The following is a 25,586-nucleotide window of genomic DNA, read 5'->3' on the forward strand; positions in this document are numbered from 1 at the left end:
GGTTCCCTTGAATGCGGGTGAGGAGTCGCCACGCCTGTTCGGTCGTTCATCGCTGGATAACCCGCAGATCGTACTGAGCGACGATGATCGTCAGTGGCTGTGGGCGCAACGCACGCTGCGACTGGGGGTGAGCCAACCGGACTATCCTCCCTTCGATATCACGGGCACTGGCCGTGAATACGAAGGCATCAGTGCCGACTACAGTGGCCTGGTCGCACAATTGCTCAATTTGCGGATCGAGGTTCAGCGCTATGGCTCCAGGCTTGAGGCGATAGCGGCGCTCAAGGCAGGGGAGATCGACCTGCTCGGCACTTCCAGCGGCCTGGAAGCGGCTACCCACGAACTGGCGCTGTCCGATTCCTACGCCGAAGATCGGCCGTTGCTGGTGACCCGAGGCGATGATGATGGGGCGCTCGACCCGGGGTTACCCGGCAAGCGCCTGGCCATGCTCGAGAATTACCGGTTGGCCAGCACCGTGCACCGGTTGTATCCCAACGCTGAACTGGTGACCTTCGCCTCGACCCTCAGTGCCCTGGGCGCAGTGGCCTTCGGTCAGGCCGATCTGTACCTTGGCAATGCCCTGGGGGCGCATTATCTGGCGAGCAAGAGTCATCTGGATAATGTCCGGTTGGCGCAATTCGCGCCGTTGCCGATGAACCATTTCGGTTTTGCCGTGGCGAGCCACAACCGGCAGCTGTTGGCATTGGTCAACGCGGCGTTGCAGGCGATACCCGCCCATGAAGGCAAGAACATACTGCGGCGCTGGAGCGTCGGCGGCGTGAGTATTCCCGTGCGTCAACGCTTGCAGCTCAGCGCTGCGGAACAGCGCTGGCTGGAGCGCAATCCCCGGGTCAGGGTGGTCATCGACGATGCGTTTCTGCCGGTCAGTTATCGGGATTCCCAAGGTCGTTTTCGCGGAATCAGTGCCGACGTACTGGCCAAGGTCGCGCTCAAGACCGGCTTGAGCTTCGACGTGATCAATGGCGGCTCGATCGAGCAGATGATCCAGCAGGTCAGGCGGGGGGAAGCCGACGTGCTGGCGGCCTTGCCACCCAGCCAGGAGCGTCGGGAACAGTTGAGTTTCACCAGGGCCTATTTGAGCAACAGCCTGGTGCTGGTAACTGCCGATGCGCCAGGCAGCCCCGTGAGCCTGGAGCAACTGGCGGGCAAGACCCTTGTGCTGATCCATGGCAGTTACCTCAGCGACTTTCTGCGCGAGCGTTATCCGCACATCAAGGTGATCTACGCCCGCAACTCCAGCAATGCGCTGGCAAAGGTGGCCAAGGGCAAGGCGAGCGCAGCGGTGGTCAGCCTGATTGGTGGCCGCTATATGATCTCGCGCCAGTACCGCGGTCGATTGCGAATAGGCGCGCCTTTGCCGGTGCAGCCTGCCAACTTCGCCTTTGCCACCGATCGTGGTGCCCACGAGCTGCTTTCGATCCTGAACAAGGCCTTGCTCAGCATCGTGCCGCAAGAAATGGATGAGCTGACCAATCGCTGGCGCAGCGAGGTGATCATCGCTGACAGCTACTGGCAGACCTGGCGCTGGCTGATCCTCCAGGGCTTTGCCATCGCCGGCCTCCTGCTGCTGGTCGCCCTGTTCTGGATCCGTGCGTTGCGACGACTGGTCCGCGCCCGTGAAAGAACGCAGCGGGCCCTGACCGACCAGCTCGAGTTCATGCGGGTGATGATCGACGGTACGCCGCACCCGATCTACGTGCGTGACTGCGATGGCCTTCTGCAGACCTGCAATTTGAGTTACCTGCAGGCCCTGGGGGTGACGCGCGAAACAGTGATCGGTCAGCCGGTTCCGGTCGAGGTGCTGGGTGAGGAGCAGGCGCAGGCCTACCATCAGGCGTACATGAGCGTGATGGCAGAGGGCAAGCCGGTGATCGAGGATCGGCTGCTGACCCTGGCCAATGGCAAGCAGTTGACCCTTTACCACTGGATGTTGCCGTATCGTGGCAGTGATGGCGCGGTCGCCGGCCTGATTGCCGGCTGGATCGACATTTCCGAACGCCAGCGGCTGTACGATGCATTGCAGATTGCCAAGGACGACGCCGAGGCGGCGAACCGGGCCAAGACCACCTTCCTGGCAACGATGAGCCATGAGATCCGCACGCCGATGAATGCACTGCTGGGCATGCTCGAACTGGCGCTGCGCAAAGCCGAGCAGGGCGTGCTCGACCGGATGGCGATCGAGGTCGCATCCGGTGCGGCACGCAGCTTGCTGGAGTTGGTCGGCGATATTCTCGATATCACCCGTATCGAGTCCGGTCATCTGGCGCTGGCACCCCAGCGCGCTTTTCTGCGCAAAGAGGTGGGATCGACGGTGCGCATGTTCGAGGGGCAGGCGCGGCACAAGCATCTGCACTTGATACTCGACGCCGGCGACGGGGCTGATATCGGCGTGATGCTCGATCCATTGCGGTTCAAGCAGATTCTCTCCAACCTCATCAGTAATGCCATCAAGTTCACGCATGAAGGTGAAGTCCGTGTGCGCCTGGGGTTCGACTTGCAGGGCGAGCACGTCGCGGTGCACCTGACGGTGGAGGATACGGGCGTGGGGATTCCACCGGCCGATCTTTCATCCCTGGGCAGCCCGTTTCGCCAGGCCAGCAACAATCAGCAGTCGGCCCGCAGCGGCACGGGCCTGGGCTTGAGCATCAGCCGAACCTTGTGCGCCATGATGGGCGGACAAATGACGCTCAACAGCACGCTGGGTGCCGGCACCGTGGTTGAGGTCCGTCTGCACCTGCCGCAAGCGCAGCCCGAGGAGCCGGCAGGCCCGCAATCGCCGCTGGAGCCACGGCGTGCGGCACTGCCGCTCAACATCCTGGTTGTCGATGATTACCCGGCCAACCGCCTGCTGCTGCACCAGCAATTGAGTTACCTGGGCCATCGGGTGACCTTGGCCAAGGATGGGCACGAAGGGCTGCGAGGCTGGCTGCGCGAACACTTCGATGTGGTCATCACCGATTGCAACATGCCCGGCCTGGATGGCTACGCCCTGGCCCGGTGTATTCGCGAGGATGAGCGACGCAAGCGCAAGCCGGCCTGCCTGTTGCTGGGTTCGACGGCCAATGCCCAGGTCGACGAGCGGCGACGCTGCCTGCAGGCGGGAATGGATGATTGCCTGTTCAAACCGCTGGAACTCGGCGATCTGGCCGAACGCCTGCATCGTGTCACGCCGGCGAAGGGCAGCAAGGCGGTACTCGAAGCGCAGGTAATGGGTGATGGCTTTGACCTGTCCAGCCTGCGACAACTGACGGGCGGCGATGTGGCTTCGGTCAAGGTTCTGTTGCGGGACCTGCAAAAAAGCAATCACGAGGACCTGCAGCGGCTGGAACTGCTGCAGCGTGAAACTGACCTGGGCGGCCTGGCGGACCTGGTGCATCGGGTCAAGGGCGGCGCTCGCATTATCAAGGCCCGGCATTTGCTGCACGCTTGCGAGCAGCTGGAAAACGCCTGCGCGCGCAGCTCGACGGTCGATCAGATCGACCCCTCGGTCGATGCACTGCGCCAGGCCATGGAGAGCCTTGGCGGCAGCCTGGAACAATTTTGCCAGGGATGACCCCGTGTACCGCAGCCGTGTAGCGCTTTTATAGGATATTTCTGACATGGAGGTGGGAATGCTCCCAATTCAACAGGACGGGTACGGTAGGAACATGAGCGTTGGACTTTTACGAGGGCCTTAATGTGCCTGCCGACTCATTACGTGTACTGGTTCTGGAAAACCATGCTTTCCAGCGTTCGATCGCTGTGAAAATGCTGGGCCAATTGGGCTGCCGGCATGTGTTCGAATCGGCCTACGCTGGCGAAGCACTCGCGCTGCTCAAGCAGGTAGGGGCGGTCGATATCGTCGTTTGTGATTTGCGCTTGGAAGGCATGGATGGCCTTGAGTTCATCCAGCGTGCGGCACAAAAGGCACTGATCAAGCACGGTATCGTCAGCTGCGGCCTGAGCGCCGAATTGCGCCGGGGGGTGATCCGGATGGTCAGCCTGCTGGGTTTGAGCTTCCTGGGCGATGCCGGTAAACCCTTGAAAATTGAAACGCTGGGCCATCTCCTCGACAGTTGTGGTGCTCCAGAACCGCAGGCCCAGGCCGCCGTGTCAGAAGCGAACTGCCTGGACGAATGCGATGTGCGCCGGGGCTTGGCCAACAAGGAATTCTTCGCGTTTTACCTGCCGCGCTGCGACGTTCTCAGCGGTTCCATCAAAGGGGTCGATGTACTGGCGCACTGGGACCATCCCTTGCAGGGGCTACTACCACCGTCCCTGTTCATGCCGGTCATCGAGCGGTGCGGGCTGCTCGACGAAATGCTCCTGACGATGCTGGACCAGGGCCTGGAATTGCAACGTGAACTAATGGTGCAGGGCATTGGTTTCCGTTTGACCTTCGGCTTGCATACCGATCAGCTGTCGAGCCGGCACTTGTCGCTGCGCATCAAATCCTTGCTGCAATTCTATCGGTCGGCGGGTATGGGAATCGGATTCGAATTGACGCCTCAAGGCTTGTTCGAGCCCTCTGCAATGGGGCTGGAAAGCTTGATCCGCTTGAGATTGCTGGGCTGTGATTTGTGCCTTGGCGACTTTGGCGCCAACCAGGCATCCCTGTTGCACTTTTGTCAGTTGCCTTTCAATCAATTGAAGGTGGCCGGGCCGTTCATGACCGACCTCGAGAATCAGCCACGGAACCGGGCCGTGATCAAAAGTTGCCTGATGCTGGCCGATGCACTCGGCCTGGGCGTCACGGTAGCCGGGGTCGAAAACGCCGGGCAACACCTGATTCTCCTGGATATGAACTGCGCCCAGGGGCAGGGGCGTTACTTTGCACCGCCATTGTCGCGTGACGATCTTTCCCGGCGACTCACCTCCAGCGTGTCGCTCATGGGGGACGAAAGCTAGGGGGCCTCGTCCTCTGATGCTCGATTGCGCTCTTGCCACGGAACTGGAAACGCATGGCGCCGGCGCAAGCCAGGAACTCATTGATGACACGCCCTGGTCAGGCCAGCACCGCCACCGACTTGATCTGCGCCCACAGCGCCTGCCCCGGATGCACGCCCAACTGGTCACAGGAGTAGCGCGTGATGCGCGCCAGCAGCGGGGTGCCGCACGCGTCGAGGCTGACCAGCACATGTGCGCTGTTATCGGCCAGACGATGCCCGGTAACCCGTACCGGAAGACGGTTGAGAATGCTCGATTGGCTGTCAGCCTGCAGGCTCAGGCTGACATCGCGGGCCTGCACCTTGAAGCGCAGACGGCTGCCGGTCGCCATCGGGGCATGGGCAACGCGGACCTGCAATTGGCTGTCGGGCAGCTTCAGGCTCAGTAGTTGGTAGCCCGGGTCGTAGCTGCTGACGCGCCCCTCGACGATCACCCCGGCGTCGTCGCCCAACGCCAGTGGCAGGTCGAGACGGGCCAGGGTTTCGCCGATCGGTCCGCTGGCCTGAACCTTGCCTTGTTCGATCAGCACCAGGTAATCGGCCAGGCGTGCCACCTCGTCCTGGGAGTGGCTGATATAGACCAGTGGAATTTCCAGTTCGTCGTGCAGGCGCTCCAGGTACGGCAGGATCTCGCTTTTGCGCTGGTTGTCGAGTGCTGCAAGGGGCTCGTCCATCAACAACAGTCGTGGGCTGGTCAACAAGGCCCGGGCAATACCGACGCGCTGGCGCTCGCCGCCGGACAGGTTGAGCGGTTGCCGGTCGAGCAGATGACCTATGCCCAGAAGCTCGCAAGCCTGATCCAGACGGACCTTGCGTTGCGAGCGAGGGATGCGCCGCCAGCCGTACTCCAGGTTACCGCGCACCGACAGGTGCTCGAACAGGCTGGCCTCCTGAAAGACATAGCCGATGGGCCGTTGGTGGGGGGCGACGAAGAGCCGGCGACTGCTGTCCTGCCAGACTTCGCCATTGACTTCGACATACGCCTGGCGGGCTTTTTCAAGGCCGGCCAGGCAGCGAAGGCAGGACGTCTTGCCCGAGCCCGACGGGCCGTACAAGGCACTGACGCCGCGCCCGGGCAGTTGCAGGTCCACTCCCAGGGAAAACGCCGGATAGTCCAATTGCAAACGGGCATGGATGGACAATGCTCAACTCCAGCCGGGTTTGCCCTGGCGACTTGAATACAGCGCCAGCAGCACAAGAAAGGAAAACACCAGCATGGCCCCGGCCAGCCAGTGGGCTTGCAGGTATTCCATGGCTTCGACATGGTCGTAAATCTGTACAGAGACGACCCGGGTCTTGTCCGGGATATTGCCGCCGATCATCAGCACCACGCCGAACTCGCCCACGGTGTGGGCAAAGCCGAGGATGCTCGCGGTAATGAAGCCGGGCCGGGCTTGGGGTAGCACCACTGAGAAAAAGCTGTCCCAGGGGCTGGCGCGCAATGTCGCGGCGACTTCCAGCGGTCGGTTACCGATGGCGGTGAAGGCATTTTGCAAAGGCTGCACCACGAAGGGCATCGAATAGATCACCGAGCCAATGACCAGGCCGCTGAAACTGAACACCACGGTGCCCAACCCCAGGGCCTGGGTCGCCTGGCCGATCAAGCCATGCGGCCCCAGGGCCAGCAGCAAGTAGAAACCGATGACGGTCGGCGGCAGCACCAACGGCAGGGCAACCACAGCACCCACCGGCCCGCGCAGCCGCGAGCGCGTGCGCGCCAGCCACCAGGCAATGGGTGTGCCGACCAGCAACAGAATCAGCGTGGTCAGTGATGCCAGCTTGAAGGTCAGCCAGATGGCTGACAAGTCGGTTTCATTGAGTGGCATCAGATCTCGTAGCCGTAGGATTTGATGATTGCGGCAGCTTTCGGCCCCTTGAGGTAATCGACCAGGGCCTTGGCCGCTTGGTTGTCCTTGCCTTTGTTGAGGACCACCGCATCTTGCCTGATAGGGTCATGCAGCTCGGCCGGGACGATCCAGGCCGAGCCGCTGGTGACCTTATCGTCCTTGTAGATCTGTGACAAGGCGACAAAGCCCAGCTCGGCATTGCCGGTGGAAACGAACTGGAACGCCTGGGTAATGTTCTGGCCTTCGACCAGCTTGGCCCGGGTCGCTTCGGTCAGTTTCAGTTTCTCCAGCACCTGGGTGGCGGCCAGCCCGTAGGGTGCGGCCTTGGGGTTGGCAATCGACAGGTGCCGGTACTGATTGTCCTTGAGCACTTGGCCCTTGGCATCGACGTAACCGTCCTTGGCCGACCACAGGGCGAGGGTGCCGATTGCATAGGTGAAGCGCGACCCGGCAACGGTTTCGTTTTCGGCTTCCAGTTTTGCCGGGGTGCTGTCATCGGCGGCGAGGAATACCTCGAATGGCGCGCCATTTTTGATCTGGGTGTAGAACTGACCGGTAGCCCCGAATGAGCTGACCAGTTTGTGCCCGGTATCGCGTTCGAAGTCTTTGGCAATGGCTTGGATCGGCGCAGTGAAATTGGCTGCGACGGCGACCTGGACTTCATCGGCCCAGGCGCTGTTCAGATTCAAGGTGACGAGCAGGGCACAAGCGCCGGTGACGGCAAGACGGGGGGCACGCATTCTCATTGAACAGCTCCGGGAGGCGGGGTTTCGTTGTATAAATTAATATATAGCGAATCCACGACAAACGGAAACACGAGCACGAAAGCAACGCTGAGCCCGCTGCCGCCAGGCTGCGCTCGCGCGCGTTAGCGGGCGCAAGATATCAAGGCCGCCGGGGGAGCCCCTGCGGGACTCCAGCGCAGCCTGGCGGCAGCGGCTACGCCGACCGAGGTGCGCCGGATGAAGGTCGCCAGGGTTCGGCGTTACTCGGTTGGCTCAATGCGAAAGTTTGGCCAACGCCTCGCTGGCAAGTTTACGCGTCAGTTCCGCAGCCGGCAGCTCCATCCCCAGGCGCAATGCCTGGCCCGACCAGAGGTTGCTGAAATCGCTGGAACCGGCGGGCTCGGCAATCGCCCGCAATGGCATCAGCGCGCCGCCAGCGAGAGGAAAGGCTGGCGCGTCCGGGCTCATGGGCCCCAGCTCGCGCATGATGCGGGTGTTGATCCCCCGTGCCGGACGACCGGTAAACAGGTTGGTCAGCGCTGTCTCGCTTTCCTTGGCCGTGCCCAGTGCCTGACGGTGGGCCGGGGAAATTTTCGCTTCGGGGCAGAACAGATAGGCAGTACCCAACTGCACGGCGGCAGCGCCCAAGGCGAATGCCGCGACGATGCCGCGAGCATCGCCGATACCGCCGGCAGCAATCACCGGGACCTTGACCGCATCGACGATCTGCGGAACAAGCGCCAGCGTGCCGACCTGAGTGCCGAGGTCTTCGCTCAGAAACATGCCGCGATGGCCGCCGGCTTCATAGCCCATGGCGATGATCGCGTCACAGCCATGCTGCTCCAGCCAGATCGCTTCGTCGACGGTGGTGGCACTCGATAGCACCTTGGCGCCCGTGGCCTTGACGCGATCGAGCAGATGCGGCTGCGGCAGTCCGAAATGAAAACTCACGACGGCAGGACGAAATTCTTCGACCAGTGCACAGGCGGCGTCATCGAAAGGCGCCCGGCTGGACACCGGCGTAGGGGCATCGAAGTCGGCGCCCAGTTCACGGTAATAATTCTTGAGCGATTCCTTCCAGCGTGCGTCGCGTTGCGCATCGGCAGCAGGCGCCTGGTGGCAAAAGAAATTGACGTTCAGCGGGCCGCTGCTGGCCTGACTGAACGCCAGCAACTCCTGACGTATCTGCTCGTGACTGAGGGTGGCGCAGGGGAGGGAACCCAGGCCGCCAGCATTGGAAACCGCAATCGCCATGGCCGAACCGGTGGCGCCGGCCATCGGTGCCTGGAGGATCGGCAGTTCAATGCCCAGCAAGTCGAGGATACGGGTGTCCGGCCATCGGTTCATTGCGTTGTTCTCCAGGGTTGAGGTGGGGGACGTTGAAATTAAAGACGACCGGACTAATCGGGAGGCAAGACTCGGTGGGCAGACTTACAGCGCCTTGCTCACATGTACGTCGGCGATTTCATCGCCGCTCTCGCCATGAATCGCCTTCAGGGCCTCCTTGGCTTCCTCGACAGTGCCCGACTGCAGTTGGGCAAACTCCCAGCGGCGTTCGCCGTTGAGCTTGTAACGAATCACATATTTGGTGGTGCCGGTCACGGGAATACCTGCCTGTGAAGAGTGTTGCGCCGTGTCTCAGCTGAACTTCGAGGACGAGCGGCGGATGATACGAATCTTATGGGCGAAGTTGGGTTTGCGCACTACGCTGCTCGGTCTGGTCCCGGCAGTATCGATGGTGATATTCCAGAAGCCGGTGCTCGGCGCGGTGATCTTGGCCGGAAAGGTGTCGAAAGCGCCGCCGTGGTAGGTGTGTCGACCACCGTTCTTGAAGCTGCGGAAGTTGGCATCGCTCATCAGGCGGATGTTGCAGCGCTGGGAACACTCGATGACGACGATATCGTCTTCGTTGAGATGCTCGCGCTGGTGTACGAATTTCATGTGACTCTCCGGAACGCTTTTTCTGGCAAATCAAAACGATAGCACGAGGCGGGGTCTGGGTGCCCGATTGATGCGCAGGTGATGATAAATCTGCCAGGGCAGGGAGCAAATCGGACTTTGCGTGGTCGAAGCTTTTTTACCCGGAGTATTTCGTTTATGAAGTGGGCTTTGCTGGCGCTGGCAGTAGCGCTGACCGGTTGTGCATCTGTTGCCGAAATTGAACAGAGTCGGGAAACCATGAGCGTTATTTCCGGCAAGGATCCTGATACCTACGCCAAGTGCGTGGTGGCGAAACTCGCTGATAGTCGCGGTCCTTCTGTCATAGAACCCCTCCATGATGGCTATCGCGTCATCGTGCCGCAGAAGTTTTCCGCCGACCCCGCCGCGCTGGTCGATATTACTGATCGCTCCAACGGCAGCAGCATCAAGGTGCATGAGCGCATGTCCAACATGCCATTGCGTCCGGGCGATGTTCGTACCGCCGCCACGGACTGCATCTCGGGTTGATCGTACCGGGTAGCCACCCGGTCGCCCGCGATTACTTGCAGAGCACGACCAGGCTGCGGCTTGTGTAATTGCCGATGTCAGCGCCCAGGGTCTTCTCGCTTTCCTTGAGTGCCGGGGTGCCATTGGTGCCGATGATGTCGTAGCCTCTTGCCGGGCAGGATGCTTCGGCTTTCTTGTAGCATTGCTCCCACGACATCGCACCGCCGGAACAGTCTATGCTCAGGCCTTGCTCGCCGTTTTTCAGGTAAGTCGGCGCAGCGGTTGCGCAGCCTGTCAGGGCCAATACAGCGAAAAGTGCCAGCGATTTACTCATGGGCGCATCTTCAGTTCAGATGTGGAAGGACTTGTTTGACCGCCCAATGCTATAGATTACTTCGCCGGGGGACTAGCGTGTCATCACAACTCCTCAGAAGATGCATACCGATGGGCGCAATATCAGTGGTCTAGCGGAACTATCTGCGCCAGGATTTCTCTATGATGGCGTCAGCAGCTTGCGGCGGGCATTGTAAGGTGACCGCCGCCTGATTAGACTGCGCCAAATTCGTACGTACAGCCCTTGTTAAGGACTCATATGATCAAGAAATGCTTGTTCCCGGCAGCCGGTTACGGCACTCGCTTCCTGCCAGCAACCAAAGCCATGCCCAAGGAGATGTTGCCGGTGGTGAACAAGCCACTGATCCAGTACGGCGTAGAAGAAGCGCTGGATGCCGGATTGACAGAGATCTCCATCGTGACCGGTCGCGGCAAGCGCGCTCTGGAAGACCACTTCGACATCAGCTATGAGCTGGAAAACCAGATCAAGGGCACCGACAAGGAAAAATACCTGGTCGGTATCCGTAAGCTGCTCGACGAATGCTCGTTCTCCTACACTCGTCAGACCGAAATGAAAGGTCTGGGGCACGCGATCCTGACCGGCCGTCCTCTGATTGGCGACGAACCCTTTGCCGTGGTGCTGGCGGACGACCTGTGCGTTAACCTGGAAGGCGACGGCGTACTGACTCAGATGGTCAAGCTGTACAATCAGTTCCGCTGCTCGATCGTGGCCATTCAAGAGGTTGATCCTCAAGAAACCAACAAGTACGGTGTGATTGCCGGTGAGATGATCCGTGACGACATCTACCGCGTACACAGCATGGTTGAGAAGCCAAAGCCGGAAGATGCCCCGTCCAACCTGGCGATCATCGGTCGTTACATCCTGACTCCGGACATCTTCGACCTGATCGAACAGACCGAGCCGGGCAAAGGCGGCGAGATCCAGATCACCGACGCGCTGATGAAGCAGGCGCAAAACGGCTGCGTCATGGCCTACAAGTTCAAGGGCAAGCGCTTCGACTGCGGTGGCGCCGAAGGTTACATCGACGCAACCAACTTCTGCTTCGAGAACTTCTACAAGACCGGCAAGGCTTACTGATCCCGATCTTGTGGGAGCGGCCCGGGCCGCGAATTGAAAGCCACCTCCGGGTGGCTTTTTTGTTTATTGTCCGGCGTCAGGCGGTATGCTGACGGCCTGCCAAGGAGACTGATATGGCCTACGATTTCGACCTGTTTGTGATTGGCGCCGGTTCCGGCGGCGTGCGTGCGGCGCGATTCGCCGCCGGCTTCGGTGCGAAGGTGGCGGTGGCCGAGAGCCGCTACCTGGGGGGCACCTGTGTCAATGTCGGCTGCGTGCCGAAAAAATTGCTGGTTTATGGCGCCCACTTCGGTGACGACTTCGAGCAAGCCGAGGGTTATGGCTGGTCCCTGGACAAGGCGGATTTCGACTGGGCTACCTTGATCGCCAACAAGAACCGCGAGATCGAACGCCTCAACGGCATCTACCGCAATCTGTTGGTCAACAGCGGCGTCGAGCTGCTGGAAGGGCATGCCCGCTTGCTCGACCCGCACAAGGTTGAAATCAACGGCCAGCACTACAGCGCCAAACATATCCTGCTCGCCACCGGTGGCTGGCCACAGATCCCGGATATTCCCGGCCGCGAGCACGCGATCAACTCCAATGAAGCGTTCTTCCTGAAAACCCTGCCCAAGCGGGTACTGGTGGTGGGCGGTGGTTATATCGCGGTTGAGTTCGCCGGTATCTTCCAGGGGCTCGGGGCCGAGACCTCCTTGCTCTATCGGGGCGAGCTGTTCCTGCGCGGCTTCGATGGCGCGGTACGCCAGCACCTCAAGGACGAACTGACCAGGCGTGGTCTGAATCTGCAGTTCAACGCCGATATCGCGCGCATCGACAAACAAGCCGACGGCAGCCTGAAGGCAACGCTCAAGGATGGTCGCGAACTGGAAGCCGACTGCGTGTTCTATGCCACCGGGCGGCGACCGATGCTGGACAACCTGGGGCTGGAGAATACTGGCGTCAAGCTGGATGAGCGTGGTTTTATCGAGGTCGATGACCAATACCAGAGCGCGGAACCTTCGATTCTGGCCATCGGCGATGTCATTGGCCGGGTCCAGCTGACGCCGGTGGCGCTGGCCGAAGGCATGGCCGTCGCGCGGCGTCTGTTCAAGCCGGAGCAGTATCGGTTGGTGGATTACCAGCACATCCCGACCGCGGTCTTCAGTCAACCGCCGATTGGTACAGTCGGCCTGACCGAAGAGCAGGCCCGCGAGGCCGGGCACCCAGTGCAAATTTTCGAAAGCCGCTTCCGGCCGATGAAACTCACCATGACCGAGTGCCAGGAGCGCACCCTGATGAAGCTGGTGGTCGATGCCAGGACCGACAAGGTTCTGGGCTGCCATATGGTCGGGCCCGACGCCGGCGAGATCGTCCAGGGCCTGGCGATCGCGCTCAAGGCCGGGGCTACCAAGCAGCTGTTCGACGAGACCATCGGGGTTCACCCGACGGCGGCCGAGGAATTCGTGACCTTGCGTACGCCGGTGGCTTGACGCGCTTGGGCGGTGAGCATTTCCAGTCGCTTCTGAAGCGGTTGCGACTTGCCGCGCAAGATATGCCCTACATTTTGTTCAACAGAGAAAACCCATACTGTCCGGGCTCTGCAGCGCAGGGCGCGGCGAGGGGCAGTGGTGTCCTTCGCTGGTGTGTTTAACCACTGGATGGAGTATTTCATGAGGAACGGATTCTTTCCCTTTACGATGGTATTGGCGGGGCTGCTCCTGCTTCCCATCGGTGCCCAGGCCGAAAGCGGGCAAATGAGTTTCAGCGGCAGCATCATCGGCAGTACCTGCACCATCAACGGTGGCAACAACGATGTTTCAGTTGAATTGCCAGCGGTACAGTCCGCGCGTCTGGTGAATCCGGGGCAAACCGATGGGCGCCGGTCTTTTCAACTCACCCTGACCGATTGCACGGCCGGTTTGTCTCGGGTACAGACCTATTTCGACAGGGATAGCCCAGCCGTCAACCCGCAGACCGGTCGCCTGGTCCTCGATGAAGGCGGCGCCACGAACGTGGAAATTCAACTGCTCAACAGTTTGAATGCCCCGATCAATGCCGCTGGAGAAAGTGGCAACCAGAACTCTCAAGTCGTCAATATCGTCAATGGCCGGGCTAACCTCATTTACGCTGCCCAATACTATTCGCTCGGCGGCGCCACGCCCGGCGTGACCACTACGCGTATTCAATACGCCCTGACATACCCGTAATTCGAATGAGGCAGCCGCTGTTCCCGGCGACTGCCCTGTGCAAGGGCGGTTGACTCGCCCGTCGCTGCACCTGGTAGACACCCCATGAACAAAACTATTCAAGCCACCCTGGTTGCCTGGGTGCTGATGACTTCGTGCGCGCTCATCGGGCCGGTCCAGGCCAGTGTGGTCATCAGCGGTACCCGCGTGATCTTTCCGGCGCAAGAGCGCGAGGTCACCGTCAAGCTGACCAACAACGGCAAGCGACCGGCCCTGGTGCAGGCATGGCTGGACAATGGTCAGGCCGACATCTCGCCGCAAGCGTTGCAGGTGCCTTTCAGTATTGCACCGGCGTTGTTCCGGCTCGATCCGGACAAGGGACAGACGCTGAGGGTGATCTACACCCAGGAGCCGTTGCCCACGGACAAAGAGAGCCTGTTCTGGCTCAACGTCCTGGAGGTTCCACCCAAGGCGTCGCAGAACACACTGCAACTGTCATTGCGTACTCGCATCAAGCTGATATTTCGTCCGCCAGGGCTGGCTGGCGAGCCCAGGGATGCACCTGCCAGGGTGACCTGGGAAATCGTTGCCGACAAGCAGGGGCTGGCACTGCGGGCAACCAACCCCACGCCTTATATCGTCAACCTGGGACATATGGTGGTAACGGTCAACGGCAAGGATTTCGATGCCGGGACCGGTTATGTCGCGCCGGCCGGTCAGGCGCTGTTTCCCGTGCCGGGGCTGGTCGTCACGCCCGGCGCGACGGCGCAGGTGCGTTACACCAGCATCAATGACCATGGTGCCGGCGTCGAAGGTTGGCAGCCGGTTCAGGTCGGGCCGGGGCTTTGAACGCCTGAATGTCAGCAGTAGGCAAGAAGGAAAGTTGCTTGTGATGTGTCGCCATGGATATGCAAGGGCCGGGTTTTCATTCTGGGTGTTGCTGGTCAGCGTTGAGATGCAAAACGTCAGTGCGATGCCAACGCCCGCAGTGACCGACGTCGAGTTCGAAGCCGCATTCTTGAATCAGCACGGCGCCGAGCCGCTGGACGTTTCGCGCTTTCAGAGGCGCAACATCACTGGGCCAGGTATTTATCATCTGGACCTGTTCGTCAATGAGCACTGGCAGGGCCGGTTCGATGTGACATTCACTTCGCAGGTTCAGGAACAGGACGCGATGCCTTGTTATGATCGTCGGTTGCTGCAACGTATTGGGGTCGACGTGAAGCGCCTTCCGGCACAGGCGCAAGGGAAACTCAACGAACAAGGCACGTGCCTGGCCTTGATCGACGTGCTCGCGCTGGCCACTGAAACCTTTGATTTCGCCAACCAGCGGCTGGACCTGAGCATTGAGCAGCTCGCCCTGGATCGCAGCGCTCGCGATTACATCGATCCGCAACAGTGGGACGGGGGCGTGGGTGTCGGTTTTCTCGACTATAACCTCAACCTCTTCAATCAGAACAACCGGGCTGCGGCAACGGGGCGTCAGACTCAAGGTTACCTGGGGTTGCGCGCCGGTTTGAACACGGGGCACTGGCATTGGCGACACGAAGGGGGAGTGAGCTGGGGTCAGCAGCAAGCGCGTGACTACCAAGGCATTGCCACGTACGTGCAGCGCGAACTGCCGCAATGGAAAGCGCAACTGACACTGGGTGACGCCTACACCACCGGTGAACTGTTCGATAGCAGTGGCTTTCGGGGCATTCAGCTGAGTAGCGACGATCGAATGCTGCCGGGTTCCCGGCGCGGTTTTGCGCCGACAGTGCGGGGCGTGGCCAACAGCAATGCGCGGGTGACAGTCAGGCAGCGCGGGGTTGTCCTGCATGAGTCAACGGTGGCACCCGGCGCCTTCGAGATCGACGACCTTTATGCCACCGGCTACGGCGACGACCTGATCGTTTCGATCAATGAGGCTGATGGCAGTGTGCGCACCTTTACCTTGCCTTACCAGGCAGTGCCACTGGCGTTACGGCCAGGTGTCGACCGTTTCGGCTTGACCGCCGGCACCTGGCGGGACTCGCAAGTCGATGACGGGCCGGCGTTCGTCCAGGGCACCTGGCAGCATGGTTTCACCAACCTGTTCAGTGGCCATGTTGGTGGGACGGGGGCACAGGACTATAACGCGATGTTGCTTGGCGGGACCTTCAATACCTCCTATGGGGCATTGGGGCTGGACCTCACTCACGCCAATACCCGGCTCGCCGGGCAAGGTACCCAGCAAGGTCAGGCGCTGCGTCTGAGTTACGCCAGGTATTTCCCGGAGACCGCGACGGATCTCGCGCTGGCTTCGACGCACTACGCCAGCGACGGCTTCTACGGTTTCAATGACGCAGTACATGTGAGCCGCGATCATCGCAGCCCCCTGGACGCACACCGAACCGGGCGTGCGCAGATGCGCACTTCACTGTCGCTGGCCCAGTCGCTGGGCGAGCAGGCGGGGCGGTTCAGCCTGTCGGCCTCGACAACCCGTTACCGAGATGATTATGCGAGCAACCTGAACTACGCCCTGGGTTACTTCAATCGCTACAAAACCTTGAATTACAGCGTGTCAGTCAACCGGGAGCGCGACGAAAGAGGGCATCTGGATACGCACTATTTCCTCAATGTCAGCGTCCCGCTGGGGCGCGAGCGGCGCGCGCACCTGAGCACCAGCGTCACTTACGACAGCCAGGCGCGTAGCCAGGCACATGCTCAGCTCAGCGCCATTGCCGATGCCGAGGGCCAGTTGAGCTATGGCGTGGGTGCGACTGCGGCGCGCGATGAGCATCAGCGCAGCACCAGCAGCAATGCCAACGCCCAGTACCGCACCTCCATGGGGGAGTTCAGTGGGTCAGTTGGCGCCGGTACGGGCTACTCGCAGGCTTCGCTGGGCGTGCGCGGGGCATTCGTTGGGCATGCCGGGGGCGTCACGCTGTCGCAGCCATTGGATGAGACATTCGCGATTGTCCATGCGCCTGGAGCGGCCAGGGCGCGGGTGTTGGCACAGCCCGGTATACGGGTGGACGGCAACGGCTACGCGGTAGTGCCGTACCTGACGCCCTACAGCGTCAATATCATTGACCTCGATCCCAAGGGGCTATCGACCGATATCGAACTGCAAGTGACCAGCCAACAGAGCGTACCCGGGGCCGGGGCTGTGCCGTTGCTGCATTACCCGACAACGATTGGGCGCACGCTGTTGATTCATGCGAAAAGAACGGATGGCTCGCCTTTGCCGTTCGGGGCGAGCGTACTGGATGAAAGTGACCAGGAGTTGGGTCTGGTTGGGCAGGGGAGCCGGATATTCGTCCGCGGCATCGGGCAACAGGGGATGCTGAGAGTGACGTGGGGGCAGGCAACACACCAGCAATGCTGGTTGAACTATGTTCTGCCGCAGCAGGCAGATGGACAGACGGATTTGCCACAAATCGAAGCCCATTGCCAGCAAGGTCACAGTGATGACGAAGCATGAGCCCTACGCGGCAAGGAAAAACGAAATGCCTCGGAACCGCTGCACACTGAAAAAAACGATGGGGTTGGGCCTGGTTGTCTGTTTGCTCGCCACTTCGCCAGCAAGCGTTGCCTCGTGCAGCTTCGAGCCTGGTCATTCTACCGCCGAGGTGTCCTTGACGCTGCCTGGGCAGATTGTCGTGCCGGCAGCCTTGGCTGTCGGTCAGGTTCTACATACCCAAACTGTCAGCGGGCCGGCGACCTCGCTAAATTGCACTGGCCAGGATGATCAGAGCCATGGCTGGTTGTCGGCACCCATGGCCAGCACCGGGTTCGATGGCGTGTATGCCACCTCGGTTTCCGGTATTGGCGTAAAAATCATCCAGCGGCTGCCCCTGGAGCAGATCATGCGCTGGCCGCGCATCAGTGAGCCGGTGTCACCGGGGCGGCATCGACCCATGCCGGCTTACACCCTGATGCTGATCAAGACCGGTCCGGTGACGCCGGGTCGTCTCAGCCTGCCGGCGCTGACAGTGTCGCGCACTTACGCTGGGCTAAGCGCCAATCGCTTGAGCCTGGCCAACAACCAGGCTGAGGTGATCCTGGAAAACCCGACCTGCACCCTGGACCCGGCATCGCGTCATACCCAGGTCAACCTTGGCGAACATTCACAGGCGCGATTGCGTGGCATAGGCAGCATGACCCCAGTGGTGCATTTCAGCTTGCGATTGAACTGTGTCGGCGGTGCCGAGGGTGGACGGCTCAGCATCCATGCCAACGTGACCGACGCCAGTGTACCGGGCAACACTAAAGAGCATTTGCACCTGACGGCCGACTCCACGGCCAAGGGGGTGGGAATTCGCCTTATGCGGACTGACGGGACGCCTGTCATCCTGGGGCCGGCCGGTAGCCCCGGTCAGTGGTTGGCCGCTACGGCGATCACAGGCATGTCCCAGCTTACCCTCGGACTCAAGACCGCTTACCTGCAGACCGAGTCTCTGGTCGTGCCTGGCACAGCCAACGGACGAGCCATTGTGACCTTGGCTTATGAATGATTTCTTCTATTTAACAGGTTGGCGTTATAGCCAAAGCCAATCAACGGCATGAGCTTTGCCAATGAGCGCTTTTGGCCATCGCTGGATAGGATTCCCTCCATCAGATTTTCAACCCCTGAAGGCCAGATCAAGATCGTCGAGCTCAACGATGGCGGTGTAGGCCGCGATGCGTCCGAGCTGCTGCGCAAGATCAAGGCTGCCCAGTACGTGGCGGCTCACCCAGGTGAAGTCTGCCCAGCCAAGTGGAAAGAAGGCGAAGCGACGCTGGCTCCATCTCTGGATCTGGTCGGCAAGATCTGACCCGGCGCCTGCCCGATCGACACGCCTGGGCAACAAATGCCCGGGCGTTATTGTTTTTACCGTCTTGAAAAGGAAATCGCCCGTATGTTGGACGCCAATCTTAAAGCCCGGTTGAAGTCGTACCTGGAACGGGTCACGCAACCGATCGAGATCGTCGCCTCGCTTGACGACGGCGCGAAATCCCAGGAAATGCTCGGGCTGCTGCGTGAAATCGCCAGCCTCTCAAACCGAAGGGCCGAAACTGGTCGTTGCCCTGGAAGAGCACGTCAAGCGGAAGGTATCTTCGTGCAGATCGGGTTGCTGCCCAACACCGATTGGCTCAAGGGCACGATCGAGCTCTCGCCACGCGGCGAGATCGTGGTCGATGCACGCGGTGAAACCAACTTGCCAGGGATCTTCGCGGCCGGTGACGTGACCACCGTCCCTTACAAGCAGATCGTCATTGCGGTGGGTGAGGGCGCCAAGGCTTCGTTGGCGGCGTTCGATCACCTGATCCGGACGTCGGCGCCGGCGTGATGGCCTGCTGAAACTGTAGGAGCGGGCTTGCCCGCGATGCGGACGGCGCGGTTTGTCTGAATGACCGCGGTGATGCCATCGCGGGCAAGCCCGCTCCTACAGGGGGGGCGCTTGTTAAGGGCCTTCGATCAGAACCCGGTAGGCTGAATGATCTCGACCCAGTAGTCGTCCGGGTCCTTGATGAACGCCAGGTGCTTCATGCGCCCGTCGCTCAGACGCTTCTGGAAGGTCACGCCCAGGCTTTCGAAGCGTTCGCAGGCGGCGCGAATGTCCGGTACCGACAGGCAGATGTGGCCAAAGCCACGCGGGTCGGTATTGCCATTGTGGTAGGCGAACGCAGGGTCGGCCTCGGTGCCGTGGTTATGGGTCAACTCGAGGATGCCGGGAATGGATTTCATCCACTGGGTGCGCTGGGCGGCATCGGCAGGGATCTGCGCCTTGTCGACCAGGGCGAGGAAGTACAGGCTGAACTCGGCTTCCGGGAAGTCGCGCTTTTCTACCAGGCTGAAGCCCAGTATGCGGGTATAGAAATCCAGCGAGCGAGTGATGTCTTTCACGCGCAACATGGTGTGGTTGAACACGAAACCCTGGGTTGCGGTGTCAGGCTGGGCAGTAACGCCGGGGAAAGTGTCGAGGTTTTGCATGGGGACTCCAGAATAGATGAGCGAAGCGCGTTCGAGGGGCCAGGTAATCAGGCCGTGAAGGCGTCAGCGGTCTTGTCAGGAGGGAATGATACGGAACTGAAGCGTTTGAGCAAACCGTTTGTGGACGGGGCGACTCACTGGAGCGGGAAAATAGAAGCCCGCCGAAGCGGGCATTTGGGGCGCTAATCCTTTAGCAGATTCCATCCTGAAAGAGAGAGCGTGAAAAAATTGTGAAAACGCTCTGCTCACTTGCGTAGCCAGGAATCGACAGTCTGGGCACCATACTGTTGCTTCCAGGCCTTGAGCCCACGGTGGTTGCCACCCTTGGTCTCGATCAGTTCCCCGGTGTGCGGGTTCTCATAGACCTTGACCACACGCGCCCGGCGTGTTTTGGGGGCTACAGCCTGTACCTTGGTCTTGCCGGGATCGAGAATGGCGATGATGTCGCGCAGGCTCTTGTCGTAGGTTTTCATCAACCCCTGGAGCTTTTCTTCGAACTCGATTTCCTTTTTCAGACCGGCGTCATTCTTCAAGGACTCAAGCTGGGCAAGTTGCTCTTGAAGGGCTTTTTCTGCAGCGCGAAACTCGGCGAGTCTGGACAATTCATTTACTCCTTTAGTGTGCTGGGGCCATTCAGGATGCGAAAAAAACACCGAGCAGGTGACTGGGTCGATTTGGCACTTCAGTTGCGTCACGCGACTGCCCGTTTGAATGGTTCGCAATGAACCGCTACTTAAGAGTGTAGTAGTTCCAGGAGGAAGGGTAAATGCTGAACTTGGCAGATTCTCGAATATTCCACGGGATGGGCCAGGGCCGCGTACGGACTACAGGGGCGGTGTGGGAAAAGCCCTTAGTGTCGAAAAGTTTGGCTATAAATTGATATTTAATAAGTAAATAGAGTTTGTACGTAGGAACTTTCTTTAAGATGATGGTTATATTTCCTAAGTGTTATGCATTTAGTGATGCTCTCAAGCATTTTGCGCGGGGCTGAAAGGGCTGGAGGTCCCGAAATGTGCCACTGGGGAACCGACGATGGCCGTCTGGCTCAGCCCTTGGGGCGACCGAACCATGCATGACCACTATTGATTTCATCAATGGTGGGTCGTAGCCGGGCTCCGCCGAGGGGCTTTCGCCTCCAATTGAAGTTGGTGGCAGCACGGCTGGAAAGTACTCGGTCAGGGATTCTACTGATGCCCGGTAAATTCGTGTTCACTGCAAGCACAAACGCTATGCCAGCACTATCGCTGCTGATCATTTCGATAGGGCCGGCCTGGACTACAAGTTCAACGATAAAGTGAGCGTTCAATATCACTTTGCCAGTCTCGATGAGATTTATCGTCAGTATTTTATCGGCGTGCCCGCGCCCCGGCCTTTTGAGGGCAAGCAAGCTCTCGGCAGACTTGCGAGTGCTCGGAGTGACATATCGGGGCTGCCTGGGCAGGTAGATTGCTTTTGCCAAAGAGCCGCTGCCGGTCAAGAATGAAGGACTGAATCTTGCGCAAGGAACACCCCTTGAAAATGTTGAGCCTGATCGGGATTGGCTCGGGCAATCCGCAACAGATCACTCTCGAGGCGATCGAGGCCCTGAACCAGACGGACGTATTCTTCCTGCTCGACAAGGGGCCGCTCAAGGAGGACCTGCTGCACATGCGCCAGGAAATACTCGAGCGCTACATACAGGCGCCGGGTTATCGGCTGGTGCAGGTCGAGGACCCCCTGCGTGACGGCGGCGCAGGGGGCTACGTCGACAGTGTCGAAGACTGGCACCGAATGCGTGCGCGGTTGTTCGCAAGGCTGATCGAGCACGAGTTGGGCGATGGCCAGACGGGTGCCTTCCTGATCTGGGGCGACCCTTCGCTATACGACAGCACCCTGCGCATCCTGGAGCGGGTCGAGGCGCTCGGGCTGGATTTCGAGTACCGGGTGATACCCGGCATCAGCAGTGTTCAAGCCCTGGCCGCGAGGCATCGCATCCCCTTGAACCGTATCGGCGAACCCATCCGGATCATGCCGGGCCGATGCCTGGCCGGCGAGGCGCAGGCGAGCATCGATAACCTGGTGGTGATGCTCGATGCGCATTGTGGGTTTGCCGCGCTCACCGACGAAGATCTGGAGATTTACTGGGGTGCCTATCTGGGCACCGCCGACGAGATCCTGATTGCCGGCAGGCTGCAGGCGGTCAAGGCACAGATACTTGAGGTGCGCGAGGCTGCCAGGCTGCGCAAGGGCTGGATCATGGACACTTACCTGCTGCGCAGGCCGCTCGCCAGCCGCTGAACCGCCCATCAGACCGTGCGGTTCTTGGCTTCGATCCACTGGGCCATGTATTGCGTGCTCTTGTGATGGTGGTGCCGCAGCATCATGCCGGTAAAGTTGTCCAGGCGATGCTGCTGGAGCTGTTCATGGCAGTCGCGGATACGGCGGGTCAGTGCAGCGGCATGCGTACGCTTGTCATACCGCGCGGCCATCAATTGGCTGCCTCGCTCCTGCGCTTCGGTCCACAGGGCCTGATCCTGATAGAGGCGCACGGCGGCATCGGCCAGGGCCCGGGCGCTGCTGGCAATGGCGCCGGGCCAGGGCAGCGGCCCGTGCATCGCCTCGGCACCCATGGGGGTGGTGACACTGGGCGTGCCACAGAGCATGGCATCGGTCAGCTTGCCCTTGATGCCGGCACCGAAACGCAGCGGGGCCAGGCACAGGCGTGCACCGGACATCACTTCAAGGGCGTCTTCGGCCCAGTTCATGATGTGGAAACCCTGCGCAGCGTTATGCAGCGCGGTTGCCTTGGGTGGGGTATAAGCCCCGTAGATATGGATGCAGGCCTGTGGCAGCTGCTGACGGATCAGCGGCCAAAGGGTGTGCTTCATCCACAGCACCGCATCCCAGTTCGGCGCATGGCGAAAATTGCCGATACTGAGAAAATGTGCGCGCTCGGCAAAAGGCTTGAAAGGGCCGCCACTGCTTTCAAGCATCAGCGGGCACCAGTGCAGCAGGGCCGCCGGGACCCGGAAGCGGTCGGTGAGCAGTTCGATCTCAACATCGGAAATCATCAGGCTCAGGTCGCTGCGGTAGATGGCCGCCAGTTCTCGCTGGGTGATGTCGGCAGCGGCCATGTGGTCATACAGGGTGGCGTTGCGGAGGTTGAACAGGTCGTTGAAGTCGTTGGGGTCATCGACGGCCTTCAGGCGCTCCCTGAGCAAGTGCTGGCGGGCATCGCGCATGCTTTGCAGGTCGGAAGTCTCGAGTACGCGCACAGCGTTGGGGCAGTGCTTCTCGACACGCCAGCCGAACTGCTCTTCCATCATGAACCGGTCGAACAGCACGATATCCGGGGCAAGCTCGGCGACAAAGGTGTCGAAGCTGCTGCTATTGAGTTCGATGCTGCGTTCGGCAATGCCCAGGCTGGCCAGGTCGGCCTTGTGTTCGCCCTCGCTGGCCGGGCTGCTGAAGGTGATGTGCCAACCCTCGGCGAGAAAGCTCTCGAGCAACTGCATCATGTGCCCGCCGGCGGCAGAGGAGCGAGGCTCGGGCCAGACATAACCGATGACGAGCACCTTGAGTGGCGATTGCCGCATGTTCCTGGGTCCTGAAGCGAGAAAGGCGGCCATTAGACCACAGCTGATCCAATATTTTGCGGCCGCTGTGCGCCCGAGCTGGTGCGCCACTGCGACAGCCGGCGGCAACTGCTACAGTCATCCCCAGAGGACTCACCTGACCGCGACCCACCATGCAGCCTTTTATCATCCTGTTTCGCACCGCCCTGGTACCGGACCTGCAGGTGCTGCGATTTGCCCTGCGGACCATTGTCGCTGCGTTGTTGACGTTGTACCTGGCGTTCATTTTCGATCTGGACCAGCCCAAATGGGCGCTGATGACCGTGGTCATTGTCAGCGTTCCCATGGCGGGCATGACCCTGCAGCGCAGTTTTGGCCAAGTCATAGGGACGGTTGTCGGCGCTGTGGTAGCGGTGGTGATCACGGCGCTGTTCGCCCAGGCGCCACTGCCGTTTCTGCTGACCCTGTCGCTCTGGCTGGCCCTGTGCACCGCCGGCGGTACGCTGCTGCGCTATACCGACTCCCAGGCTAGCGTGCTCAGCGGTTTTACCGCTGTCATCGTCGCCATGCTGGCTGTGCCGGAGCAGGACAACACACTGACGCTGGCCATTACCCGGGTCACCGAGACGTTGCTGGCCGTTGCGTGCGTGGCACTGGTGAGCCTGTTGACCGCGCGTCCCGAGGCGGTGGCCAGCGGTTACTTTGCCAAGATCGACAGCCTGATCAAGCTGATTGCCCTGCATGCAGCCGCGGTTGTCCGTGGCGATGAGGACGAAGCGCAGTTCCAGCAGCGGCAATTGCAGCTACTGAGCGAGAGCAACGCCCTGGAAGGCCTGCGCCGCCACCTGTATTTCGATGCGCCGCGCCTGCGCGAGGCGAACGACCTGGTGCAGCTGTTCGGCAATCAACTGGTGTTGATGGGCTCACGCCTGATGATCATGCACCGCCAGCGCCGGTTGATTGCCGAGCGCTGGCAGGGCGCCTTGCCGCTGTCGATCGCTCGCCTGCGTGAAGACGAGCTGCAAGTGCTCGACGAACTGTCCCGAAGCGGGCGTTCGATCACGCCCGGCCAACGTCGGCAGCTGCAGTCATTGAGCCGGCGCTTCGAAGCCGCCGCCGAGTTCGCTCAGCAGATCGAAGAACAGTTGCCCTCGGCCTTGCGCTCGCTGGCCTGGGCCTTGCGTTCGGAGCAGGCCGGGCTGCTGCGCCAGCTGGACGACATGCTCGAACTCGACGATGCGATTCAGGAAGGTCGCCAGGCCAGTTGCGCCTATGCCAAGGGCCGCTCCTCGTCGCTGTTTCTCGACTACCCGCTGGCGGCCATGAACGGTGTCCGGGCCTTTGTGGCACTGATGCTCGGCGGTGCCATCTGGATCCAGACCGGTTGGGATGGTGCGCGCGCCGGCATGGTCCTGGTGGCCGTGCTGTGTTCGTTGATGGCCTCGTTTCCCCGTCCGCTGGCGGCCTGCCAGAACTACGCGCGCGGGTTTCTGCTGGCGTTGGTGGTGTCGGCGCTGTATCAGTTCATGTTGATTCCGTCGGTAGGCGATTTCGAGATGCTGGCGCTGTTGCTGCTGCCGTTGCTGTACCTGGTTGCGGTGGCCCTGGTCAGCCCGATGACCGCCGGTATCGGCATGGGCCTGGGCTTGTCCACGCTGTTGATGTTCGGCCCGCAGAATGTCGGTGCCTGGCAGAACACGGCGATCCAGTGGTTCGAGTTCGCCGGTGCCTATATCGGCGCGGTGTCGTTGTCGTTGCTGGTGTTTGCAGTGGTGTTTCCATTCAATGCTGTGTTGCGAATGCAGCGCTTGTACGAGCGGGCGCGTGACGATGTGCGCGCCCTGATCGGTGCACCGCCTTCGGACCAGGCCCAATATGACTTTGAAAGCCGCATGAGCGACCGCCTCAACACCATGCAGGGCCTGCTGCCGGCTGCCCCGGATCGACTGTCGCGGGCGCGCTTCGATTCGGCGCTGTCGGCCTTGTCGCTGGGGGTGGCCTTGAGCCGGCTCAAGGGCCTGATGGTCAACAACCCCTTGTTGCCGGCCGCACTGGGCCAGCGCCTGGAGCTGGCCCTGGAGCAGATCGCGAGCGTGCTGGGCAGTCGCTCGCCGGTCGATCCGCGCGAGCTGCTTGCTGACCTGCAGCAGATAGCCGATGAGCTGCAGACCCTGCACGAAGAACATGTCGGCGAGCACCGTGGCTCGCTGTGGAAGCTGTTCGCCTTGCGTGTGTCGTTGATCATCGCCGCGGCCCTGCTGGAACGTGATCAGGAATGGCTGGGGGTACAGGCCGTAGAAGCTGCCCATGCGGGAGTATCGCCCAATGCCCATTGATTTCGAGGTCGGCGGCGTTTATCTGCCGCCCTTTGCCCAGGCTCTGCTGCTGGCGCTGCCCTTGTTCGTGTTGCTGAGCTGGGCCTTGCGCCGCCTGGGAATCATGCGTCTTGTCTGGCACCCGGCCTTGTTCGAAGGGGCACTGTATGCCGGATTGTGCGCTGCCATGATTCTGATGATGTGAGCCTGGTGATGTGAGTCTGGCAATGGGAG

Annotated in this window: 23 protein-coding genes and 2 pseudogenes; 15 read left to right on the forward strand and 10 right to left on the reverse strand. The window is 60.8% G+C overall.

Going from position 1 to position 25,586, the window contains the following annotated elements:
* Window positions 1-7: 7 nt before the first annotated feature.
* Both NVV94_RS11245 and NVV94_RS11250 read left to right on the forward strand, forming a co-directional pair.
* Entirely contained in the window at window positions 8-3,574 is a 3,567-nt protein-coding gene (locus tag NVV94_RS11245; protein WP_258447216.1) for a transporter substrate-binding domain-containing protein, read from the forward strand.
* Between the two features lie 101 nt (window positions 3,575-3,675).
* The gene (locus NVV94_RS11250; protein ID WP_258447217.1) at window positions 3,676-4,908 is read left to right on the forward strand and encodes an EAL domain-containing protein; all 1,233 of its coding nucleotides are present in this window, start codon (window positions 3,676-3,678) and stop codon (window positions 4,906-4,908) included.
* Between the two features lie 97 nt (window positions 4,909-5,005).
* Here NVV94_RS11250 and modC read toward each other — a convergent pair whose 3' ends face one another.
* The 6 genes from modC to NVV94_RS11280 all read right to left on the reverse strand — a co-directional run bounded on the left by modC (window position 5,006) and on the right by NVV94_RS11280 (window position 9,459).
* The gene (gene modC / locus NVV94_RS11255; protein WP_258447218.1) at window positions 5,006-6,088 is read right to left on the reverse strand and encodes a molybdenum ABC transporter ATP-binding protein; all 1,083 of its coding nucleotides are present in this window, start codon (window positions 6,086-6,088) and stop codon (window positions 5,006-5,008) included.
* Window positions 6,089-6,091: 3 nt separating this feature from the next.
* Window positions 6,092-6,772 (reverse strand): molybdate ABC transporter permease subunit, encoded by a 681-nt coding sequence (gene modB / locus NVV94_RS11260; RefSeq protein ID WP_258447219.1) that lies wholly within the window; start codon window positions 6,770-6,772, stop codon window positions 6,092-6,094.
* A complete protein-coding gene (modA, locus tag NVV94_RS11265) occupies window positions 6,772-7,539 on the reverse strand; it encodes a molybdate ABC transporter substrate-binding protein (protein WP_258447220.1) in 768 nt (255 codons plus the stop codon). Before modA ends, modB begins: the two co-directional genes overlap by 1 nt.
* A 252-nt stretch (window positions 7,540-7,791) precedes the next feature.
* A complete protein-coding gene (locus tag NVV94_RS11270) occupies window positions 7,792-8,865 on the reverse strand; it encodes a nitronate monooxygenase family protein (RefSeq protein ID WP_258447221.1) in 1,074 nt (357 codons plus the stop codon).
* A gap of 84 nt (window positions 8,866-8,949) precedes the next feature.
* Window positions 8,950-9,120 carry a hypothetical protein gene (locus NVV94_RS11275; RefSeq protein WP_258447222.1) on the reverse strand — a complete coding sequence of 57 codons (171 nt, stop codon included), beginning with the start codon at window positions 9,118-9,120 and terminating at the stop codon, window positions 8,950-8,952.
* Window positions 9,121-9,156: 36 nt separating this feature from the next.
* Entirely contained in the window at window positions 9,157-9,459 is a 303-nt protein-coding gene (locus NVV94_RS11280; protein WP_258447223.1) for a DUF1883 domain-containing protein, read from the reverse strand.
* A gap of 156 nt (window positions 9,460-9,615) precedes the next feature.
* On the opposite strand from NVV94_RS11280, the gene NVV94_RS11285 reads away from it, so the two are divergent.
* Complete coding sequence (locus NVV94_RS11285; RefSeq protein ID WP_258447224.1) at window positions 9,616-9,966, forward strand: hypothetical protein; 351 nt, start codon at window positions 9,616-9,618, stop codon at window positions 9,964-9,966.
* A gap of 31 nt (window positions 9,967-9,997) precedes the next feature.
* On the opposite strand, the gene NVV94_RS11290 is transcribed toward NVV94_RS11285, so the two are convergent.
* Entirely contained in the window at window positions 9,998-10,279 is a 282-nt protein-coding gene (locus NVV94_RS11290; protein ID WP_258447225.1) for a hypothetical protein, read from the reverse strand.
* Between the two features lie 258 nt (window positions 10,280-10,537).
* Between NVV94_RS11290 and galU the strand changes: the two genes are divergently transcribed.
* The 8 genes and pseudogenes from galU to NVV94_RS11330 all read left to right on the forward strand — a co-directional run.
* Window positions 10,538-11,377 carry a UTP--glucose-1-phosphate uridylyltransferase GalU gene (gene galU / locus NVV94_RS11295; protein ID WP_258447226.1) on the forward strand — a complete coding sequence of 280 codons (840 nt, stop codon included), beginning with the start codon at window positions 10,538-10,540 and terminating at the stop codon, window positions 11,375-11,377.
* A gap of 113 nt (window positions 11,378-11,490) precedes the next feature.
* Window positions 11,491-12,846 (forward strand): glutathione-disulfide reductase, encoded by a 1,356-nt coding sequence (gorA, locus tag NVV94_RS11300; RefSeq protein WP_258447227.1) that lies wholly within the window; start codon window positions 11,491-11,493, stop codon window positions 12,844-12,846.
* Between the two features lie 138 nt (window positions 12,847-12,984).
* The gene (locus NVV94_RS11305) at window positions 12,985-13,563 is read left to right on the forward strand and encodes a fimbrial protein (protein ID WP_258447228.1); all 579 of its coding nucleotides are present in this window, start codon (window positions 12,985-12,987) and stop codon (window positions 13,561-13,563) included.
* Between the two features lie 84 nt (window positions 13,564-13,647).
* Window positions 13,648-14,391 (forward strand): fimbria/pilus periplasmic chaperone, encoded by a 744-nt coding sequence (locus tag NVV94_RS11310; RefSeq protein ID WP_258447229.1) that lies wholly within the window; start codon window positions 13,648-13,650, stop codon window positions 14,389-14,391.
* Window positions 14,392-14,434: 43 nt separating this feature from the next.
* Window positions 14,435-16,990 (forward strand): fimbria/pilus outer membrane usher protein, encoded by a 2,556-nt coding sequence (locus NVV94_RS11315; RefSeq protein WP_258447230.1) that lies wholly within the window; start codon window positions 14,435-14,437, stop codon window positions 16,988-16,990.
* Window positions 16,991-17,048: 58 nt separating this feature from the next.
* On the forward strand, window positions 17,049-18,023 hold the full coding sequence (locus NVV94_RS11320) for a fimbrial protein (protein ID WP_408733496.1): 975 nt from the start codon (window positions 17,049-17,051) through the stop codon (window positions 18,021-18,023).
* Window positions 18,024-18,137: 114 nt separating this feature from the next.
* A pseudogene (locus tag NVV94_RS11325) lies at window positions 18,138-18,323 on the forward strand (peroxiredoxin); the annotation flags it as partial.
* 270 nt (window positions 18,324-18,593) lie between these two features.
* Window positions 18,594-18,839, forward strand: a pseudogene (locus NVV94_RS11330) (FAD-dependent oxidoreductase); the annotation flags it as partial.
* Between the two features lie 128 nt (window positions 18,840-18,967).
* On the opposite strand, the gene gloA reads toward NVV94_RS11330, so the two are convergent.
* Window positions 18,968-19,483 (reverse strand): lactoylglutathione lyase, encoded by a 516-nt coding sequence (gene gloA, locus NVV94_RS11335; RefSeq protein WP_258447232.1) that lies wholly within the window; start codon window positions 19,481-19,483, stop codon window positions 18,968-18,970.
* A gap of 245 nt (window positions 19,484-19,728) precedes the next feature.
* Window positions 19,729-20,085, reverse strand: coding sequence for a histone-like nucleoid-structuring protein, MvaT/MvaU family (locus tag NVV94_RS11340; protein ID WP_258447233.1), 357 nt, complete (start codon window positions 20,083-20,085; stop codon window positions 19,729-19,731).
* 668 nt (window positions 20,086-20,753) lie between these two features.
* On the opposite strand from NVV94_RS11340, the gene NVV94_RS26875 reads away from it, so the two are divergent.
* Both NVV94_RS26875 and cobF read left to right on the forward strand, forming a co-directional pair.
* A complete protein-coding gene (locus NVV94_RS26875; RefSeq protein ID WP_408733497.1) occupies window positions 20,754-20,966 on the forward strand; it encodes an OprD family outer membrane porin in 213 nt (70 codons plus the stop codon).
* 29 nt (window positions 20,967-20,995) lie between these two features.
* Window positions 20,996-21,760: a precorrin-6A synthase (deacetylating) gene (gene cobF / locus NVV94_RS11350; RefSeq protein WP_258447670.1), complete on the forward strand. Its 765-nt coding sequence runs from the start codon at window positions 20,996-20,998 to the stop codon at window positions 21,758-21,760.
* A gap of 8 nt (window positions 21,761-21,768) precedes the next feature.
* Here the strand turns inward: cobF and NVV94_RS11355 are convergent, their stop codons facing one another.
* Window positions 21,769-23,058 (reverse strand): glycosyltransferase, encoded by a 1,290-nt coding sequence (locus NVV94_RS11355; RefSeq protein ID WP_258447234.1) that lies wholly within the window; start codon window positions 23,056-23,058, stop codon window positions 21,769-21,771.
* A 152-nt stretch (window positions 23,059-23,210) separates the two neighbouring features.
* Here NVV94_RS11355 and NVV94_RS11360 point away from each other — a divergent pair, with 152 nt between their 5' ends.
* Together NVV94_RS11360 and NVV94_RS11365 are read left to right on the forward strand one after the other, a co-directional pair.
* Window positions 23,211-25,373 (forward strand): FUSC family protein, encoded by a 2,163-nt coding sequence (locus tag NVV94_RS11360; RefSeq protein ID WP_258447235.1) that lies wholly within the window; start codon window positions 23,211-23,213, stop codon window positions 25,371-25,373.
* Entirely contained in the window at window positions 25,363-25,557 is a 195-nt protein-coding gene (locus NVV94_RS11365) for a DUF1656 domain-containing protein (RefSeq protein WP_258447236.1), read from the forward strand. Before NVV94_RS11360 ends, NVV94_RS11365 begins: the two co-directional genes overlap by 11 nt.
* Window positions 25,558-25,586: the final 29 nt, after the last annotated feature.

It is taken from the genome of Pseudomonas sp. LS1212 (assembly GCF_024741815.1).
Taxonomy (GTDB): domain Bacteria; phylum Pseudomonadota; class Gammaproteobacteria; order Pseudomonadales; family Pseudomonadaceae; genus Aquipseudomonas.